General features: G+C 73.9%; 14 protein-coding genes. 8 read left to right on the forward strand and 6 right to left on the reverse strand.

The annotated features are described in order from the left end of the window. Positions 1–27: 27 nt before the first annotated feature. From ACN27A_RS30510 to ACN27A_RS30525, 4 genes are all read right to left on the reverse strand, one after another. Complete coding sequence (locus ACN27A_RS30510; protein WP_421457941.1) at positions 28–2,502, reverse strand: AAA family ATPase; 2,475 nt, start codon at positions 2,500–2,502, stop codon at positions 28–30. Continuing rightward, complete coding sequence (locus ACN27A_RS30515) at positions 2,502–3,650, reverse strand: exonuclease SbcCD subunit D (protein ID WP_421457942.1); 1,149 nt, start codon at positions 3,648–3,650, stop codon at positions 2,502–2,504. Before ACN27A_RS30515 ends, ACN27A_RS30510 begins: the two co-directional genes overlap by 1 nt. Before the next feature lie 124 nt (positions 3,651–3,774). Continuing rightward, complete coding sequence (locus ACN27A_RS30520; protein WP_311411508.1) at positions 3,775–5,529, reverse strand: ATP-binding protein; 1,755 nt, start codon at positions 5,527–5,529, stop codon at positions 3,775–3,777. A gap of 138 nt (positions 5,530–5,667) precedes the next feature. Further along, complete coding sequence (locus ACN27A_RS30525) at positions 5,668–6,420, reverse strand: pyrimidine reductase family protein (RefSeq protein WP_421457943.1); 753 nt, start codon at positions 6,418–6,420, stop codon at positions 5,668–5,670. Between the two features lie 150 nt (positions 6,421–6,570). Between ACN27A_RS30525 and ACN27A_RS30530 the strand changes: the two genes are divergently transcribed. From ACN27A_RS30530 to ACN27A_RS30555, 6 genes are all read left to right on the forward strand, one after another. Continuing rightward, positions 6,571–7,116 (forward strand): plasmid pRiA4b ORF-3 family protein, encoded by a 546-nt coding sequence (locus ACN27A_RS30530; RefSeq protein WP_421457944.1) that lies wholly within the window; start codon positions 6,571–6,573, stop codon positions 7,114–7,116. 438 nt (positions 7,117–7,554) lie between these two features. Further along, the gene (locus ACN27A_RS30535; protein ID WP_132233151.1) at positions 7,555–8,847 is read left to right on the forward strand and encodes an extracellular solute-binding protein; all 1,293 of its coding nucleotides are present in this window, start codon (positions 7,555–7,557) and stop codon (positions 8,845–8,847) included. A 156-nt stretch (positions 8,848–9,003) separates the two neighbouring features. Further along, a complete protein-coding gene (locus ACN27A_RS30540; protein WP_421457945.1) occupies positions 9,004–9,975 on the forward strand; it encodes a carbohydrate ABC transporter permease in 972 nt (323 codons plus the stop codon). An 11-nt stretch (positions 9,976–9,986) separates the two neighbouring features. Further along, positions 9,987–10,829, forward strand: a complete 843-nt coding sequence (locus ACN27A_RS30545; protein ID WP_132233155.1) for a carbohydrate ABC transporter permease — start codon at positions 9,987–9,989, stop codon at positions 10,827–10,829. After that, a complete protein-coding gene (locus ACN27A_RS30550) occupies positions 10,826–12,259 on the forward strand; it encodes a GH1 family beta-glucosidase (RefSeq protein WP_421457946.1) in 1,434 nt (477 codons plus the stop codon). The genes ACN27A_RS30545 and ACN27A_RS30550 overlap by 4 nt, the downstream gene beginning before the upstream one ends. 85 nt (positions 12,260–12,344) lie before the next feature. Beyond that, positions 12,345–13,391, forward strand: coding sequence for a LacI family DNA-binding transcriptional regulator (locus ACN27A_RS30555; RefSeq protein ID WP_151457313.1), 1,047 nt, complete (start codon positions 12,345–12,347; stop codon positions 13,389–13,391). A 305-nt stretch (positions 13,392–13,696) separates the two neighbouring features. Here ACN27A_RS30555 and ACN27A_RS30560 read toward each other — a convergent pair whose 3' ends face one another. Both ACN27A_RS30560 and ACN27A_RS30565 read right to left on the reverse strand, forming a co-directional pair. After that, positions 13,697–14,911, reverse strand: a complete 1,215-nt coding sequence (locus ACN27A_RS30560; protein WP_421457947.1) for an acyl-CoA dehydrogenase family protein — start codon at positions 14,909–14,911, stop codon at positions 13,697–13,699. Beyond that, positions 14,911–15,996: a phosphotransferase family protein gene (locus ACN27A_RS30565; protein WP_421457948.1), complete on the reverse strand. Its 1,086-nt coding sequence runs from the start codon at positions 15,994–15,996 to the stop codon at positions 14,911–14,913. The genes ACN27A_RS30560 and ACN27A_RS30565 overlap by 1 nt, the downstream gene beginning before the upstream one ends. 152 nt (positions 15,997–16,148) lie before the next feature. Here ACN27A_RS30565 and ACN27A_RS30570 point away from each other — a divergent pair, with 152 nt between their 5' ends. Further along, a complete protein-coding gene (locus ACN27A_RS30570) occupies positions 16,149–16,853 on the forward strand; it encodes an amino acid-binding protein (protein WP_421457949.1) in 705 nt (234 codons plus the stop codon). Positions 16,854–17,039: 186 nt separating this feature from the next. Next, positions 17,040–18,092, forward strand: a complete 1,053-nt coding sequence (locus ACN27A_RS30575; protein WP_421457950.1) for a GNAT family N-acetyltransferase — start codon at positions 17,040–17,042, stop codon at positions 18,090–18,092. The last annotated feature ends 61 nt before the right edge of the window (positions 18,093–18,153 follow it).

Here is an 18,153-nt window from a genome sequence, read left to right on the forward strand (position 1 = left end):
CTCCCGTCGCGCGCGCCGGGGCCCCGCTCACCGGCCGGTCCGCTCGACCCGCGCCGACCGGGCGTCCTTGCTGACCTCGAAGCGGACCGGGATGCGTTCGGCCAGGGCGGGCACGTGGGTGACCACCCCGACCATCCGGTCGCCCCGGGCGGCCAGGCTCTCCAGCGTGGCGGCCACCGTGTCGAGGGTGGCCACGTCGAGCGTGCCGAAGCCCTCGTCCAGCACGATCGACTCCAGGCTCGCCGCCGTCGTGGACAACCCGGCGAGCTGCTCCGACAAGGCCAGCGCCAGCGCCAGCGACGCCTGGAAGGTCTCGCCGCCCGACAGGGTGCGCACGCCCCGGCGGAGCCCCGCGTCGTGGTGGTCGACCACGAAGAACTCGCCCTTGTCGTGCACCAGGTCGTACTGCCCGCCGGACAGCTCCCGCAGGATGCCCGAGGCGCCGTCGACAAGCAGGTCCAACGCCTCGGCGAGCAGCCACCGCTCGAAGTTGTTGGCCCGCAGGTGCCCCGCGAGGGCCCGCGCCACCTGCGCCTCGCGCTCGTAGCCGGCCCGCTGCTCGCGCAGGTCACCCGCCTGTTCCCGGCGCCGCTCCAGCTCGCGCAGGTCGGCTTCGGCCCGTTCCAGGGCGCGGTCGGTGGCGCGTAGCGGATCGTCGGTGGGCGGCAGCCCGGCGGCGGCGAGGAAACCCGCGATGCGCTCGCCGACGCCGGCGGCCACCGCCTCGGCCTGCGTCACCGCCGCGGCCCGCCCGGCCCGCTCCGCGCGGCGGCGCGCCGACTCCTCGCCGGCCCACTCGGTCAGGGCGGCCCACGCGGCGCCCAGGTCCTCCCGGTCCGCCGTCGGCGGCCCGAACCGGGCCAGCCCGTCGCGGGTCGCGTCGAACGCCCGCCAGGTCGCCCGCAGCCGCTCCTCGGCGGCGTCCACCGCCGCCCGGGCCCGCCGGGCGGCGTCCCGGCCACCCCGCACCGCCGCCGCCGACTCCTCCAGCGCCCGGCGCAGCCGCGCGTGGTCGTCCAGCTCGCGGCGCAGCACCGCCGGCTCGGCCGCCCCGGCCAGCTGGTCGTCCAGCTCGGCCAGCCGGGCCTGCACCTGGTCCTGGCGGGCCCGCGCGCGCAGCAGCACCCGCTCCAGCTCCCGGGCCGCGCCGTCGCGGTCCTGCACCACGGACTGGGCGGCCTTGCTGGCGGCCCGCGCCTCCCGTCCCGCCGCCGTCGCGGCGGCCACCGCCGAGTCGGCCGGCACCGCCGGCACCGACGCGACGGTCTGCTCGCAGACCGGGCAGGCGGCCCCGGCACGCAGGTGCGCGCGCAGCGCCACCGCCTGGTCGGTCGCCTTCGCCTCCTCATGGGCGCGGAAGGCCGCCTCCAGCTCCGCCTCGGCCCGCTCGGCCGCCGCCCGCGCCTCGGCCAGCGCCGCCACCGCCGCGCCGTGCTCGGCCTGCGCCCCGGTCACCGCCGCGCGGACCGCCTCCGCCTCGCCGGCCAGCTTCTCCCGATCGGTGTACGCCCGCAGCAACAGCCGCAGCGCGCTCTCGTCACCGGCGGCGGCCAGCTCGCCCCGCAGCTTCTCCTCCCGCTCCTCGGCCAGCGACACCGCCGTCGCCGCCTCGTCCGCGCCGGCCCGCGCCGCCGCGACCGCCCGGGCCACCTCCGCCACCCCGTCCGGCGCGCGCACGGCGGCCAGCACCGTCAGGTCGGCGTCGAGCGCCGCCAGGGCCGTGCCCGCCTCCCGCGCCGTCGCCCGGGCGGCCTCCAGCTCCGGTACGGCGCCCGCCACCGACCCGGCCAGCTCCCGCATCCGGTCGACCTGCCCGGTCGCCGCCTCCAGCGCGGCGTCGTCGACGCCGGTGAGCCCGGCGAGCGCCTGGTCGACCGCCTCCAGCTTCGCCTCGGCCTGCGCGGCCCGCGCAGTCGCCCGCTTCTGCACGTCCTCGTAGACCCCGAGGCCGAGCAGGTTGACCAGGATCTGCTGCCGGGTGGCCGGCTTGGCGTGCAGGAAGTCCGCGAACTGCCCCTGCGGCAGCACCACGCAGCTGGTGAACTGCTCGTACGGCAGCCCGACCGCCTCCAGCACCGCCTGCTCCATCTCGGCGGGGGTGCCGGCCACCACCTCGCCGAGGTCGTCGGGGCTCAGCCCGGTGTCGAGCTTGGTCACGTCGAAACCGGCCGGCATCAGCTGCAACCCGGCGTTGGCCGTCTTGACGTTGCCCCGGCCGTCCCGGCGGACCACCCGGGTCGCCACGTAGCGGGAACCGGCCGACTCGAAGACCAGCCGCACCCGCGCCTCGGTCGCCGACGGCGCCAGGGCGTTGCCCAGCCCGCGCGTCCCACCCCAGCGGGGCACCGTGCCGTAGAGGGCGAAGCAGATGGCGTCCAGCACCGTCGACTTGCCGGAGCCGGTCGGCCCCACCAGCGCGAAGAAGTCGGCGTCGGTGAAGTCGATCGTGGTCTCGTCGCGGAAGACGGTGAAGCCCGCCATGTCCAGCCGCATCGGCCGCATCAGTGCTCGACCTCCTCGAAGAGCTCGTCGAAGAGCTCCCGCACCCCGTCGTCGGTGTGCCCCCGGCTGTCGAGGTAGTCGGCGAAGAGCTGCCGGGGCGAGCGGCCCGCCCGCTGCGCCACCCGCGTGCCGCTGCCCGGGGCGGGCACCAGCTCCGGATCGATCCGGATCTCCAGGGCCTGCGGGAGCAGCTCCTGGACCTCCTCGCGCAGCCCGGCGCGCGGCTGCTCCCGGACGTACACGCGCAGCCAGGCGTCCGGCACCTGCATCTCGGCGAGCTGGGCCAGGGTGCCCCGGACCGTCCGCAGCGTGGTGGCGGCGGTCACCGGCACCTCGCGGACCTGCGCCGCCGTGGTCGCCGTGACCTCGACGACGGTCACCGACGGCACGTTCTCCTGCTCGCCGAAGTCGACCGCCAGCGGGCTGCCGCTGTAGCGGATCGGGCAGGGGCCCTGCACCCGCTGCGAGCGGTGCAGGTGGCCCAGCGCCACGTAGTGCGCCGTCCCCGGGAAGACGGTCGCCGGCACCGCGTAGCCCAGCACCGTGTGCGCGTCGCGCTCACCGCCGCCCGTGGTCGCGCCCACCACGGTCAGGTGGGCGGTGACCAGGTGCACCCGGTCCGGCTCGGTGAAGCTCTCGGTCAGCCGGCCCAGCACCCGGCCCAGGTGGTCGGCGTACGTCTGGGTGGTCTCGGCGGCGGTCAGCTCGTACATCTCCACGGCGCGGATGGCGTAGCGCTGGGAGAGGAACGGCAGCGCGGCCAGGCGCCAGCGCTCCCCGCCGGCGGTGGTGCCGTCGATGACGTGCTCGTCGGGGTTGTCCCGGACGCCGCCGCGCAGGGTGATCCCGGCGGCCTCGGCCCAGGGCCGCAGTGCGTCGAGGGCCTGGCCGTTGTCGTGGTTGCCGCCGATGGCGACCACGTCGGCGCCGGTGCGGCGCAGCGCGGTCAGGGCCCGGGTGACCAGCCGGGTGGCCTCGGGCGTCGGGGCGGCGGTGTCGTAGAGGTCACCGGCGACGATGACCAGGTCGGGCGACTCGGCGCGGGCGACGTCGATCACGCCGGCCAGGACCCGCTTGTGCTCCTCGGCCCGCGACTGCCCCTTGAGGACCTTGCCGACGTGCCAGTCGGAGGTGTGCAGGATCTTCACGGTGCCGACCTTTCGTTCGCGACTGCGGGGCTCGCAAGCTCACTCCTCGCGCTCACCGGTGCCAGCCTTTCGTTCGCGACTGCGGGGCTCGCAAGCTCACTCCTCGCGCTCACCGGTGTCTCCCCTAGAAGGGGATGTCGTCGTCGGAGGTGCCGCCACCGGAGCCGACGACGGCGAACGGGTCGACGGACTGGGTGATCGACCGGAGCGTCTCGGACGGAGCGCGGCCGGCCTCGGAGACCCGGGTGGCCCAGGCCGGGAACGGGAACTCCAGGCAGAGCGGCACCGGGATGTCGGGCTGGTTGACGAACATCGTGCCCGGCTTGGCCAGCAGCGCGCGCTGGCGCTGGGCGGGCGGCAGGAAGCCGTACTCCGGACGGGACGCCTCGGCCGGGTCGAGCCGGCCCACCACCCGGATCGCCGAGTTGGTGACGATCCGCCGCTCCACCTCGCTCGCCGTCTGCTGGGCGCCGACCAGGATCACCCCGAGCGAGCGGCCCCGCTCGGCGATGTCGAGCAGCACCTCCTTGATGGGGGAGGAGCCCTCGCGGGGGGCGTACTTGTTGAGCTCGTCGAGCACCACGAAGAGCAGCGGCTTGGCGGTGCCGGCCTTCTCCTTGCGCTCGAACTCGCTCTTGAGCGTCACGCCGACCACGAAACGCTGCGCGCGGTCCGGGAGGTTGTGCAGGTCGACCACGGTGACCTGGGCGCTCTCGGCGGTGTTGATCGAGTGCGGGCGGCGGGTGGCCAGGTCGCCCCGGATCAGCCGGGACAGGTCCTTCTTGCTGCCGATCAACCGCCGGGCGAACGCGTTGACCGTGCCCAGCCCGACGGCGCTGCCCGCCCAGTCGGAGCGGGTCTCGTCGTCGTTGAGCTGCTCGACGACGTGGTCGACCAGGTCGGCGTACGAGCCGAGCCGCACCCCGTCGATGCTGATGCCGCCGTCGGCGGGCTGCGCGTGCCGGGCCAGGTGGGCGGTGACCGAGTGCACCACCATCGTGTACTGCTGGCGTTCGTCGTCGGCGTCGGCGAACACGTAGGGCAGCAGGCGGTCGGCGCAGAACTCGCTCAGCGTCCAGTAGAAGCTGTCCACCCCGGTGAGGCGGCTGCTCACGTCGGGCGTGCCGGAGGAGTCGCCCACCCGGGGCGGGGCGTAGACCCGCACGTCCGGGAACGCCCCGGCGGCCAGGCCGAGCTTCGCGTACGCGGCGCGGGTGGGGTCGTCCAGCCGGGTGTTGGGATGGTCGAGGAAGAGCAGGTCCTCGCCCTTGACGTTGAAGATGAGCGCCTTGGCGTTGACGGCGTCGCCGCCCAGCACCCCGGAGCGGAAGACCGAGTAGAGCAGGAAGGTGGCGAAGCTCGTCTTCGTGGCGACCCCGGAGATGCCGGAGATCGACACGTGCGCGCCCCGGCTGCCGTCGAGGAAGTCGGCGTTGAGGTAGACCGGCACCCCGTCGCGGCCCATGCCCATCGGGATGCGCCGCTCCATCCGGTCGAAGTGCAGCGCCCGGGCCCGGGCGTCGCCCTCGGCGCGGTGCACCACCGCACCGGGCGACGGTGGCACGTAGAGCTCCGGGTCGACGCGGGTCGTGGTGATCTCGGCGGCTTCCTGCACCTGCGCGGGCAGCGTGCCGTCGGCGATGGCGAAGACGTCGGAGTCGAACTGGGCGCCCTCGTGCCGGGCGCGGACCTGTGTGACCACCCCGGCGATCGTCACCGGCTCGCGGTCGGGCAGCTCCCGCCGGGTCACCACGACGTCGTCGAGCTGGAGGTAGCTGCCGGGGGAGACCGCGGTCCAGAACTGCAGGGGGGTGGCGTCGGCGGTGCCCAGCACCCGGCCGACCACCTCGCCCGGGCCGTCGAACCCGTCGTCAGTCATCGGGCAACTCCGGTCGGCTGGTCGTCGCGGTCGGGGCACACGCCCTGCATCCTGCCCGAGGAGTACGACACGTTGCCACGCGACGCGGCGGACGCCACCCCGCCATCGGCGCCCGTCAACCGCAGGGTGCCCGCCCGGTCACGGTCGGTCGCGGGCGTAGCGGAGCATGAGCACCCCGTCGGCGGCGGCGAGCACGTGCCGCAGCGGTAGGTGGCGTACGTCGCTGGGGTCGCCGGCGGTGATCCGCCCCGGGCCCGCCCCGGCCAGCAGCGGGGCGACGGTGAGGCAGACCTCGTCCACGAGGTCTGCGGCGGTGAGCGCGCCGAACAGCTGCGGGCCGCCCTCGCAGAGCACCTGGCCGAGGCCGCGGCGGCGCAGCTCGGCCAGGCCCGCTGCGAGGTCGACCCGGTCGTCGCCGCAGCGCACCACGTCGGCGACCCCGGTCAGGCCGGGCGGTGCCACGGCGTCGGCCCGGGTGAGCACCACGGGCCGCACCGGCGCGTCGGCGAACGCGGCCTGCGCCGGGTCGAGGTCGAGCGAGCCGGAGACGACGACCAGCGTCGGGTACTCGGCGAGCCCGTGCTCGCGGCGCCACGCCCGGCGCCGCTCGTTGAGGCGTACCGCCCGGTAGCCCTCGTGCCGCAGCGTGCCGGCGGCCACGAGCAGGGCGTCGCAGAGCATGCGCAGCAGCCCGAAGACGCGCTTGTCCGCCTCGCTCGATAGCCCGGCGGAGTAGCCGTCGACGGAGACGCCGCCGTCCACGCTGGTCACGAAGTTCATCCGCAGGTGGGGGCGGTCGGAGCGGCCGTAGAGCGCGGTGAGAGCGGCGTCGTCCAGCGGTCGCGCCGACGCCTGCGGCCAGAGCGCCGAAATCGGGATTCCGGCGTTCATTCGCCGGCCGGACCGGTGACCGGAGGGGTGGGTCGGGGGGTACGGTGCTGGCAGTCGCACCAGTTCCGCCCCGGACAGTCGTCGTGCCGCCTGGCCCGGCACGCTCGGCAGATCATGCCCGCAGCCTATGCCGAGGAAGGATGGGACAGCATGCCGCGTCAGATCTTCCAGCTGAAGATTTCCCTGGCCGGGGTCCGGCCGCCCGTCTGGCGCAGGGTGCTCGTCCCGGGCGGCTACACCCTCGACCGGCTGCACCGGGTGGTGCAGCACGCCATGGGCTGGCGGGACTGCCACCTGCACTCGTTCGAGATCGAGGGCCGCCAGTACGGCGAGCCCGATCCGGACGGCGAGTTGGCCCTGCGCGACGAGTTGGACGTCCGCCTCGACGCGGTGCTCGGCAAGGGCAGCCGCTTCCACTACACGTACGACTTCGGCGACTGGTGGGAGCACGACCTGGTGGTGGAGGACGCCTGCACGGCCGATCCGGACGGGCGGTACCCGTCCTGCCTGGACGGCGAGCGGGCGTGCCCGCCCGAGGACGTCGGCGGCCCGGCCGGCTACCAGGCGCTGCTGGCCGCGCTGGCGGATCCGGCTCACCCCGGGCACCGGGAGGCGCGGGACCGGGTGGGCGACCGGTTCGACCCGGCCGACTTCGACGCGGGCCGGGCCGGCACCCTGCTGCGCCGCTTCTGCTGAACCGCTGCGCCGCCCTCGCCGCGCGGTCCCGCCGCTGAACCGCTTCGGCTGAAACGCGTTCCGGCTGCCTCGGCTGCGGCGCGTGCCGGCCGCACGCAGGGTGCGCGACGGGCCGCTCAGCGTGTCCTCCGCCCGCGCCCGGACGTGCTGAACCGCTTCAACGGGGCGGGTGTCCAGGTGGCGCCGCCCGGCGGCTCGGCCCGCGACGTGCGGCAGTCGGGGCGTACGCACACGCGGTAACGATCTGGGAACGCTCCCATAGGCCTATTGACACCTCCGACACCCGCCGGCAATCTCATGGGAGCGCTCCCGCGAACGTGGCACGACTCACCCGCGCCCCGCTCCGGACGTCGACCGCCGGCCCCGACCGGCACCGACGGCGCGCACGGCACCCCCCACCACACCCAGTCAGCCTCACCACCGAAAGAGGGGTCTCCGATGAGCCTCACCACGCGGCGTACCCGCATGGCGGCTGCCGCCCTGGCCGCGATAACCGCCATCGGCGGTCTCGCGGCCTGCGGCAAGGACGACGACGCGCCGGCGGCCGGCGAGAAGCCCGCCAAGCTGGTCGTCGACACGTTCGGCGAGTTCGGTTACGACGAGATCATCAAGCAGTACGAGAAGGACACCGGCATCAAGGTCGAGCTGCGCAAGACCGCGCAGCTCGGCGAGTACCGGCCGAAGATCGTCCGGGCGCTGGCCACCGGCAAGGGCGCGGCCGACGTGGTCGCCCTGGAAGAGGGCATCCTCAACGAGTTCAAGGCCAACCCGGCCAACTGGGCCGACCTCGCTCCGCTGGTCGCCGACCACAGCAAGGACTACCTGCCCTGGAAGTGGGAGCTGGGCAAGGCGCCGGACGGTCGGCTGATCGGCCTGCCGACCGACGTCGGCAGCCTCGCCGTCTGCTACCGCCGCGACCTCTTCCAGGCGGCCAAGCTGCCGACCGAGCGGGACCAGGTCGCGGCCCTCTGGCCGGACTGGAACGCCTTCATCGAGACCGGCAAGAAGTACCGCACCGCGACCGGCAAGGGCCTGCTCGACTCGGTCACCACCGCCGCCAGCGCGGTGATGTTCCAGCAGGGTGGCGACCTGTTCTACGACAAGGACGACAACGTCATCGCGGACAAGAGCGCGGCGGTGAAGACCTCCTGGGACACCGCGGTCGCGATGGCCGACGCCAACATCACCGCCGAGACGGCGACCTGGTCGCCGGAGTGGTCGGCCGGCTTCAAGCAGGGCACCTTCGCGGCGACCTTCTGCCCGTCCTGGATGCTCGGCATCGTCGCGGACAACTCCGGCCCCGAGAACAAGGGCAAGTGGGACGTCGCACCGGTGCCCGGCGGGGCCGGCAACTGGGGTGGCTCCTGGCTCGGCGTGCCGACCCAGAGCAAGTACCCGAAGGAGGCGGCGAAGCTCGCCGAGTACCTGACCAACGCGCAGAGCCAGGTGGCGGCGTTCAAGCTCAAGGGCCCGCTGCCGACCAACCTCGAGGCGCTGAAGAACCAGGAGTTCCTCGGCTACACCAACGAGTACTTCAACAACGCGCCGACCGGCAAGATCTTCGGTGACAGCGTCGCCAAGATCCAGCCGCTGCACCTCGGCCCGAAGCACCAGGCGGTGAAGGAGAACGCGTTCGAGCCGGCGCTGCGCTCGTACGAACAGGGACAGGCCACGAAGGACAAGGCCTGGGAGCAGTTCGCGAAGGACGCCAAGACGCAGGGCGCCTTCTGACCCACCTCGTCGCCAGGTGGCGTCCGGGTCCACACACCCGGACGCCACCGGCGCCGTCCCCGTTCCGCCCCGGACGCCATCGGCGCCGTCCCGTTTTCGCGTAAGAGCGCCTGGGCGTCGGCGCGCGCCCGTGCCGACGCCGGGAAAGGACCCCGCATGAGCCTCTCGGCCACGACGGCGCCGCCGTCTCCCGCCGCACCGCCACCCCGCCCGCCCGCGCGGCGCCGGTCCCGGTCGCACTCGCTGACCCGGCTGGACCTCAAGTACTCGCCGTACCTCTACATCGCGCCGTTCTTCGTGGTCTTCGGCATCTTCGGGCTCTACCCGATGCTGCGGACCGCCTGGATGTCCCTGCACGACTGGAACCTGATCGGGGACCACACCTTCATCGGGTTCGACAACTACGTCGCCCTGGTCAAGGACGAGTACTTCTGGAACGCCACCCTCAACACCTTCGGCATCTTCCTGCTGTCGACCATCCCGCAGCTGCTGCTCGCCCTGTTCCTGGCGAACCTGCTCAACCGCACGTTCCTGCGCGCGCGCACGTTCTTCCGGCTGGCGATCTTCATGCCGAACGTGGTCTCGGTGGCCGCCGTCGCGATCGTCTTCGGCATGCTCTTCCAGCGCGACTTCGGCGTCATCAACTGGCTGCTGAGCTTCGTCGGGATCGACGCGGTCGACTGGGACGCCGAGCGCTGGAGTTCCTGGAGCGCCATCGCCTCCATGGTCAACTGGCGGTGGACCGGCTACAACACCCTGATCCTGCTCGCGGGCATGCAGGCCATCCCGCGTGACCTGTACGAGGCGGCGGCGCTCGACGGCGCGAGCCAGTGGAAGCAGTTCTGGCGGATCACCCTGCCGATGCTCACGCCGACCTTCGTCTTCGTGGTGATCCTCTCCACGATCGGCGGGCTCCAGCTCTTCACCGAGCCGCTCGTCTTCGCCAACGGCAACATCATCGGCGGCGACCAGCGCGAGTTCCAGACCCTGGCCATGTACATGTACGAGCTGGGCATCGAGAACCTCAACACCGCCGGCTACGGCGCCGCGGTCGCCTGGGCGATGTTCCTGATGATCGCCCTCGTCTCGGGGATCAACTTCCTGCTCGTCCGCCGCACGGTGAAGTGAGGAACGCCCAGATGAACTCGGCATCCCGGCGCCTGTGGCGCACCAGCCCGCTGACCTACGTCGCGCTCGTCCTGGCGACGCTCTTCTCGATCTACCCGTTCTACTACATGGTGGTCATCGCCACCCGCAGCCTCGACTCGATCAACGACGTCCCGCCGCCGGTCACGCCGGCCGGGTCGTTCGGCGACAACTTCGGCCGCGTGCTCGACAACGAGGCGGCCAACTTCCTCACCGGCCTGCTCAACTCGGTGATCGTCTCCGGCATCGTGACGGTCTCCGTGGTGATCACCGGCTCGCTGGCCGGCTTCGCCTTCGCCAAGCTGCGCTTCCGGGGCCGCAACGCCCTGCTGCTGACGATCATCGTCACCATGATGATCCCGACGCAGCTCGGCCTCATCCCGCTCTGGGGCATGATCCAGGACCTCAACTGGTTCGACACCCTCTACGCGGTGACCGTGCCGTTCCTGGTCAGCGCGTTCGGCGTGTTCATGATGCGGCAGTACGCCACCCAGGCCATCTCCGACGAGCTGATCGAGGCGGGCCGGGTGGACGGGGCGAGCACCTTCCGCATCTACTGGAGCATCGTGCTGCCCGCGCTGCGGCCGGCCGCCGCCGTGCTCGGCCTGCTGACGTTCATGGAGACCTGGAACTCGTTCCTGTGGCCGTACGCGGTGCTCACCTCCGAGAACCCGACGCTCCAGGTCTCGCTGGCCTTCCTGTCGTACGCCTACTACACCGACTACTCGCAGGTGTTCGCCGCCACGGCGGTCGGCACTCTACCGTTGGTGATCGTGTTCATCGTGTTCGGCCGCCAGATCGTGGGCGGCATCATGGAAGGTGCCGTCAAGTCGTGAGCAACCCCGCCAGCCCACCCGCCGTCGGCGTCGTCGACGACCGTCCGCCGCTGACCTTCCCGCCCGGCTTCCTCTGGGGCGCGGCCACCGCCGCGTACCAGATCGAGGGCGCGGCGGCCGAGGGCGGCCGGACCCCGTCGATCTGGGACACCTTCAGCCATACCCCGGGGCGGGTCGTCGAGGGGCACACCGGTGACGTGGCCTGCGACCACTACCACCGGCTGGGTTCCGACGTCGCGCTGATGGCCGAGCTGGGGCTGAAGTCGTACCGGTTCTCGGTCTCCTGGCCGCGGGTGCAGCCGGGCGGCACCGGCCCGGCCAACGCCGAGGGGCTCGACTTCTACCGGCGGCTCGTCGACGAACTGCTGGGGCACGGGATCGAGCCGTGGCTGACCCTCTACCACTGGGACCTGCCGCAGCCGCTGGAGGACGTCGGCGGCTGGCCGGCCCGGGACACCGCCGCGCGGTTCGCCGACTACGCCACGCTGGTCGCCGACGCGCTCGGCGACCGGGTGCGCTACTGGACCACGCTGAACGAGCCGTGGTGCTCGGCGTTCCTCGGCTACGGCTCCGGGGTGCACGCGCCGGGCCGCTCGGACGGCGCGGACGCCGTACGGGCCGGACACCACTTGATGCTCGGCCACGGCCTCGCGGTGCAGGCGCTGCGCGCGGCCCGGCCGACCGCCGAGGTCGGGGTGACGGTCAACCTCTACCCGGTCACCCCGGCCAGCGAGGCGCCCGCCGACGTCGACGCCGCGCGGCGCATCGACGGGCTGGCCAACCGCTTCTTCCTGGACCCGCTGCTGCGCGGGTCCTACCCGGCGGACCTGATGGCCGACCTCGCCAAGGTCACCGACTTCGGGCACGTGCGCGACGGGGACCTGGCGACCATCTCCACCCCGCTGGACGTGGTCGGCGTCAACTACTACAGCCGCCACGTCGTCGCCGCGCCGGACCCCGACGCCGAGCCGGAGCCGTACTGGCGGGCGCCGTCGTGCTGGCCGGGCAGCGAGGACGTCCGGTTCGTCACCCGGGGCGTCCCGGTGACCGACATGAACTGGGAGATCGACGCCCCCGGCCTGGTGGAGACGCTGCGCCGGGTACACGAGGAGTACACCGACCTGCCGCTCTACGTCACCGAGAACGGCTCGGCCTTCGTGGACGAGGTGGTCGACGGGCGGGTCGACGACGCCGACCGGCTGGCGTACTTCGACGCCCACCTGCGCGCCGCGCACGAGGCGATCGAGGCCGGGGTGCCCCTGCGCGGGTACTTCGCCTGGTCGCTGATGGATAATTTCGAGTGGGCCTGGGGCTACACCAAGCGGTTCGGGATGGTCCACGTCGACTACGACACCCAGGTCCGCATCCCCAAGTCCAGCGCCAGGTGGTACGCCGAGGTGATCCGACGCAACGGTCTGGCCGCACAATAGGCCAGGGCCAGCCATCAACGGGCGGCCCCGGCGCCACCCCGCACGGGGTGGCGCCGGGGCCGGTCCGCCGTCGGAGGAGCAGACAATGACAACGCAGCGCACCCGGTCGCTCGGGCGCCCGACCCTCGACGCCGTCGCCGCCCGCGCCGGCGTCGGTCGCGGGACGGTCTCCCGGGTGGTCAACGGCTCACCCCAGGTGAGCCCCGAGGCGCGCGCCGCGGTGCAGCAGGCCATCGCCGAGCTGGGGTACGTGCCGAACCGGGCCGCCCGTGCCCTGGTGACCCAGCGCACCGACTCGATCGCCCTGGTGGTGTCGGAATCCGGTGACCGGGTCTTCACCGAGCCGTTCTTCGCCGGCATCGTCCGGGGCGTCAGCTCGGGGCTGCTGGAGACCCCGTTGCAGCTCTGGCTGGCCATGGTGCAGTCGCCGATCGAGCGGGAGCGGGTCGAGCACCACCTGACGAACCAGCACGTCGACGGGGTCCTGCTGCTGTCGCTGCACGACTCCGACCCGCTGCCCACCCTGCTGGAGGAGCGTGGCCTGCCCACCGTGCTCGGCGGCCGTCCGGCCCGGATGCTGCAACCCGGCGCGCAGCCGGCGTACTACGTCGACGTGGACAACGTGGGCGGCGCCCGGCGGGCGGTGGAACACCTGGCCGGTCGGGGGCGGCGGCGCATCGCCACCATCGCCGGCCCGCAGGACATGGGCGCCGGCCTGGGCCGGCTGACCGGCTACAAGGAGGCGGTCAGGGCCGCCGGGGGCGGGGTCGATCCCGCCATGATCGCGTACGGCGACTTCAGCGAGGGCAGCGGAGCGGCCGGGATGCGTCGGCTGCTGGAGGACTGCCCCGACCTCGACGCCGTCTTCGTCGCCTCCGACCTGATGGCGTTCGGGGCGCTGCGCGCGCTGCGCGAGGCGGGACGGCGGGTGCCGGAGGACGTCGCGGTGATCGGCTTCGACGACGCCCCGATCGCCCGGCAGGCCGAGCCGCCGCTGACCACGGTCTTCCAGCCGGTGGAGGAGATGGGCCGGCAGATGGCCCGCCTGCTGGTCAGCCGCATCCGCGGCGACGAGCTCCCGTCACCCCACATCCTCCTGGACACCCAGCTGATCGAACGCGCCTCCGCCTGACCCCGGTTCGCCGCGCCTGCCCGACCCCGGACCCCGCCGTCGCCGGTGGCGACCGGTCCCGCGCCGCTCTCTCCGCCCCGGGCGGCACCCGCCGCTGTGCCTGTCGAGCTGAGTCGTCTACGACAGCACCGCCAACGCCCGCGACCGCCGCTGCGGTCCGGACGTGAGGGCGGTGGCTGCGCGAGGGTCGTCCGCTGTCACTGAGTCGTCTGCGACAGCAGCTCGACAGCGCCGACGCGGCAGTATGTCGCTGCCCGCTGCCCGCTGCCCGCTGCCCGCCGTCTGTCGGCCCGTCCCGCCGCTCGTCAGTCCGACCAGCGGCGCAGTTCGCGCTTGGCCAGCGAGGAGCGGTGGACCTCGTCGGGGCCGTCCGCGAGGCGCAGCGTCCGCGACTGGGCCCAGAGGGCGGCGAGCGGAGTGTCCTGGCTGACGCCGGCCCCGCCGTACGCCTGGATGGCCTTGTCGATCACCCACTCGGCCATGGCGGGAGTGGCGATCTTGATGGCCTGGATCTCGGTGTGCGCGCCCTTGTTGCCGACCGTGTCCATCAGCCAGGCGGTCTTGAGCACCAGCAGCCGGGCCTGTTCGATGCGCACCCGGGACTCGGCGATCCACTCGCGCACCACGCCCTGCTCGGCGAGCGGCCGGCCGAACGCGACCCGCTCGAGCGCCCGCCGGCAGAGCAGCTCCAGGGCCCGCTCCGCCATGCCGACCAGCCGCATGCAGTGGTGGATCCGGCCGGGACCGAGCCGGGCCTGGGCGATCGCGAAGCCGGCGCCCTCCGCCCCGACCAGGTTCTCCACCGGTACGCGGACGTCGGTGAAGTCGACCTCGGCGTGGCCGCCGTGTGAGGCGTCGCTGTAGCCGAACACCGTCATGCCCCGCCGCACGACGACGCCCGGGGTGTCCCGGGGCACCAGGATCATGCTCTGCTGGCGGTGCCGGTCGGCCTCCGGGTCGGTCTTGCCCATCACGATGAAGATCTCGCAGCGCGGGTCCATCGCCCCCGACGACCACCACTTGCGCCCGTCGATGACGTAGTGGTCGCCGTCGCGGGTGATCCGGGTGGCGATGTTCGTCGCGTCCGAGGACGCCACCTCCGGCTCGGTCATGCAGAACGCGGAGCGGATCTCGCCCTCCAGCAGCGGGCGCAGCCAGCGCTCCTGCTGCTCCGGCGAGCCGAACTCGGCGAGCAGCTCCATGTTGCCCGTGTCGGGCGCGGCGCAGTTGAGCGCCTCCGGGGCCAGGTGCGGGCTGCGCCCGGTCAGCTCGGCCAACGGGGCGTACTGGAGGTTGGTCAGGCCGGCGCCGTGGCGCGGGTCGGGAAGGAAGAGGTTCCACAGGCCGCGCTTGCGTGCCTCGGCCTTCAGCTCGGCCATCACCGGGGGCCGGGCCCACGGGTCGCCGGCGGCGGCCACCTGTGCGGCGTGCACCGGCTCGGCCGGGTACACGTGCTCGTCCAGGAACGCGGTCAGCTCGGCCCGCAGCTGCTCGGTGCGGGTGTCGTAGGCGAAGTCCATCAACGCTCCCTGGCGGCGGTCAGCCCGTGTTCGACCAGCGGTGCCACCATGTCGCCGATCCGGTCGAAGCCCTCGCCGAGCGTCTGCCCGAGCGTGTGCCGGTAGTGGATGCCCTCGCAGATCACCGCGAGCTTGAAGCAGCCGAGCGCGACGTGCCAGTGCAGCGGCCCGACGTCGACGTCGCCGCGCCCGGCGTACCGCTCGATCAGCTCCGTCCCGGTGGGGAACCCGGCGCGCGGGCCGAGCCCGTCGGCGACCGGGTTGCCGGCGGCCGATTCGCTGCCGCCGAGCACGTCCCAGTAGGTCAGCAGCAGCCCGAGGTCGGCCAGCGGGTCGCCGAGGGTGGCCATCTCCCAGTCGAGCACGGCCCGTACGGCCACCGGGTCGACGGTGGCGAGCAGGTTGTCCAGCCGGTAGTCGCCGTGCACGATCCGGCCGGCGTTGGCGCCCTCCGGCACGGTGCCGGCGAGCAGGTCCCGCAGCTGATCGATGCCGGGCAGCGGCCGGCTGCGGGACCGGTCGAGCTGGCCGGCCCACCGGCGGACCTGCCGCGCGAGGTAGCCCTCCGGGCGGCCGAAGTCGCCCAGCCCCACCGAGGCGGGCTCGACCGCGTGCAGCGCGGCGAGGGTGTCCATCATCGCCAGCGCCAGCTCCCGCCGCTGGTCGTCCGTGAGCGGGTCGGTCTGGGCGCGGGTACGCAACACCTCGCCGTGCACCCGCTCCATCAGGTAGAAGGGCGCGCCGATCACCTCGGCGTCCTCGCAGAGCAGCAGCGCGGCGGGCACCGGCACGTCGGTCGGCGCCAGCGCGGAGATCACCCGGTACTCCCGGGCCATGTCGTGCGCGGTGGCCAGCACGTGCCCGAGCGGCGGGCGGCGCAGCACGACCTCGTGCCCGCCGGCGTGCAGCAGGTAGGTCAGGTTGGACTTGCCGCCGGCGATCAGCCGGGCCCGCAGCGGGCCGTCGGCCAGCTCGGGCCGGTGCCGGGCCAGGTGGGCGGCGAGCCGGTCGAGATCCAGCCCGCGGGGGGAGGCGGCGGCGGGGCTGCTGCCCGGCCCGTGCGCGTCGACGGCCGGCTCGGTCATCCGATTAGTTGATGGCAGGTCCGCCATGTTGTCAAGGTCGGGAGTTGACCCTCGGGACATGCCGCGGCAACAGGGGCGAAACGGCCACCGGCCAGGCTGGGGCCCAGCCTGCCGGCCAGCGGTGCCGGCCCGCCGAGCGGAGGGGTTCAGACATGTTGCTGCGAGTTCGGGTCACCCTGCCGGACCGTCCGGGCACGCTCGGTCAGGTGGCGCGCACCATGGGCGTGTCCGGCGCCGACATCGTCCAGGTGGTCGTCCTGGAGCGGCTCGGTGGGCGGGCGGTGGACGACTTCACCGTGGTCTGGCCGGGCGCGGCGCGGGTCGAGCGGCTGCTCGCGGGGCTGGCGGCGATCCCCGGCGTCCGGGTGGACGGGGTGTGGCGGGCGATCGGCGCGCCCACCACCTCCGGGCAGGACGCCGAGCTGCTGGCCCAGGTCGCGGCCAACCCGGTCGACGGCGTCGCCACGCTTGTCGACGCCGTTCCCGGGCTGCTCGCCGCCGACTGGGCGGTCGCCGCCGTGGTGCCGGTGGACTGGGCCGCCCGGACCGGCGCCGCCGGGGAGGCGACCGTCGGGTACGCGAGCTGGCGCGCGCCCGTACCGATGCGGTTGCCGGAGGTGACCCCGCTGCGCGCCCGGGCGATCAGCACGCCCGGCGGCGCGCACGTCGCGGTCGCGCCGTTCGGCCGGGCCGGCCTGGTGCTGGTGGTGGCCCGGGAGTGCGCCGGGACGCCGGCCGCGGCGGCGTTCCACGCCACGGAGGTGGACCGGCTGGCACAGCTCGTCCGGGCCGCCGCGGTGATCCTCGGCGACCGGCTCGACCTGGTCGGGGCGCCGCCGGTGGCCGCGAAGCCCTGAGTCGGCCCGCGCGTCCCAACGCCCGCCCGATTTGGACCTCTGCGCCGGCCCGGCGTGAACCTCTGCGCCGGCCCGGCGGTGGCGGCCACTGTGGCGCAGGTCGCGTGACGGAACCGGAGCCGTCACCCCCGGGCAACCGGCCCGCAACAGCCACCGACGAGGGTCGTGGGCGGAAGGGAGCGAACCATGACGCTGTGGCGGATCCGAGCGACCGTGGACGACCGGCCGGGCTACCTGTCGGTGCTCACGGCCAGCCTGGCGTTGCGGGGGGTCAACATCCTCGCCGTGCAGGTGCACACCACCGAGCGAGGTGCCGTCGACGACTTCCTGGTCGACGCGCCGGACACGCTCGACGAGGCCGGCCTCGTCGCCGCCGTGCACCGGGGGCGGGGCCGGGACTGCTGGGTGGCGCGCAGCGAGGCGCGCGGGCTCGCCGACCAGCCGACCCGGGCCCTCGGCCTGGCCACCCGGCTGGTGCGGGACCCCGACGCGGCCGGGGAGGCGCTGCGCGCCCTGCTCGGCGCGGACACGGTCACCTGGCGACCGTCGCCCGCCGGCGCGGGCTGCGGGATCGCCGACACGACCATGCTGCTGGAGGATCCCGCCGGCGGGTCGTTCGCGCTGCGCCGCGCCGCGCCGGGCTTCACCCCGGCCGAGTACGCCCGCGCGCAGGCCCTGGTCGAGCTGTCGGCCGCCGTCGCGCGCCGGGCCGCGGAACAGGTCACCCTGGTGCTGCCCGACGGCGCCGAGGTGTCCGTACGGCCGGCCGTCGCCGACGACCTGCCCGGCGTGGTCGAGCTGCACGAGGAGTGCTCGCCGGGGAGCCGGCACCGGCGTTACCTCGGCGGCGCGGGGACGCCGGCCACGGCCCGGCTGCGTCGGCTGCTGGAGCCGGCCCGGGGCGTGACCCTGCTCGCCACGGCGGGCGGCGACGCCGGGGAGGCGGAGTCGGTGGTGGCGATGGCGAACCTGCTCGCCGAGGGCGACGAGGCCGAGGTGGCGCTGCTGGTCCGCGACGACTGGCAGCGACGGGGCCTCGGCTCGGCCCTGCTGCGCCGGGTGGTCCGGCACGCGGAACAGGCCGGCTACGTGGCCCTGGTGCTGCACGTCCAGGCGGAGAACACCCCGATGCTGCGTACCGTGCGGCGGCTCGGCCGGCCCACGCCGGCCGAGCGGGACGGCGGCCTGGTGACCCTCACCGTTCCGCTGGCCGAGGGCGCGTCCGCGCGGCACGGCTGAGCCGTCGCGCCGCCGGGCTGTCAGGAAGGGCACCCTGCAATCGCCATCCGTCAGCAGGGTG

This window comes from Micromonospora sp. WMMD737 (assembly GCF_049179055.1).
In the GTDB taxonomy this organism is placed as follows: Bacteria; Actinomycetota; Actinomycetes; order Mycobacteriales; family Micromonosporaceae; genus Micromonospora; species Micromonospora reichwaldensis.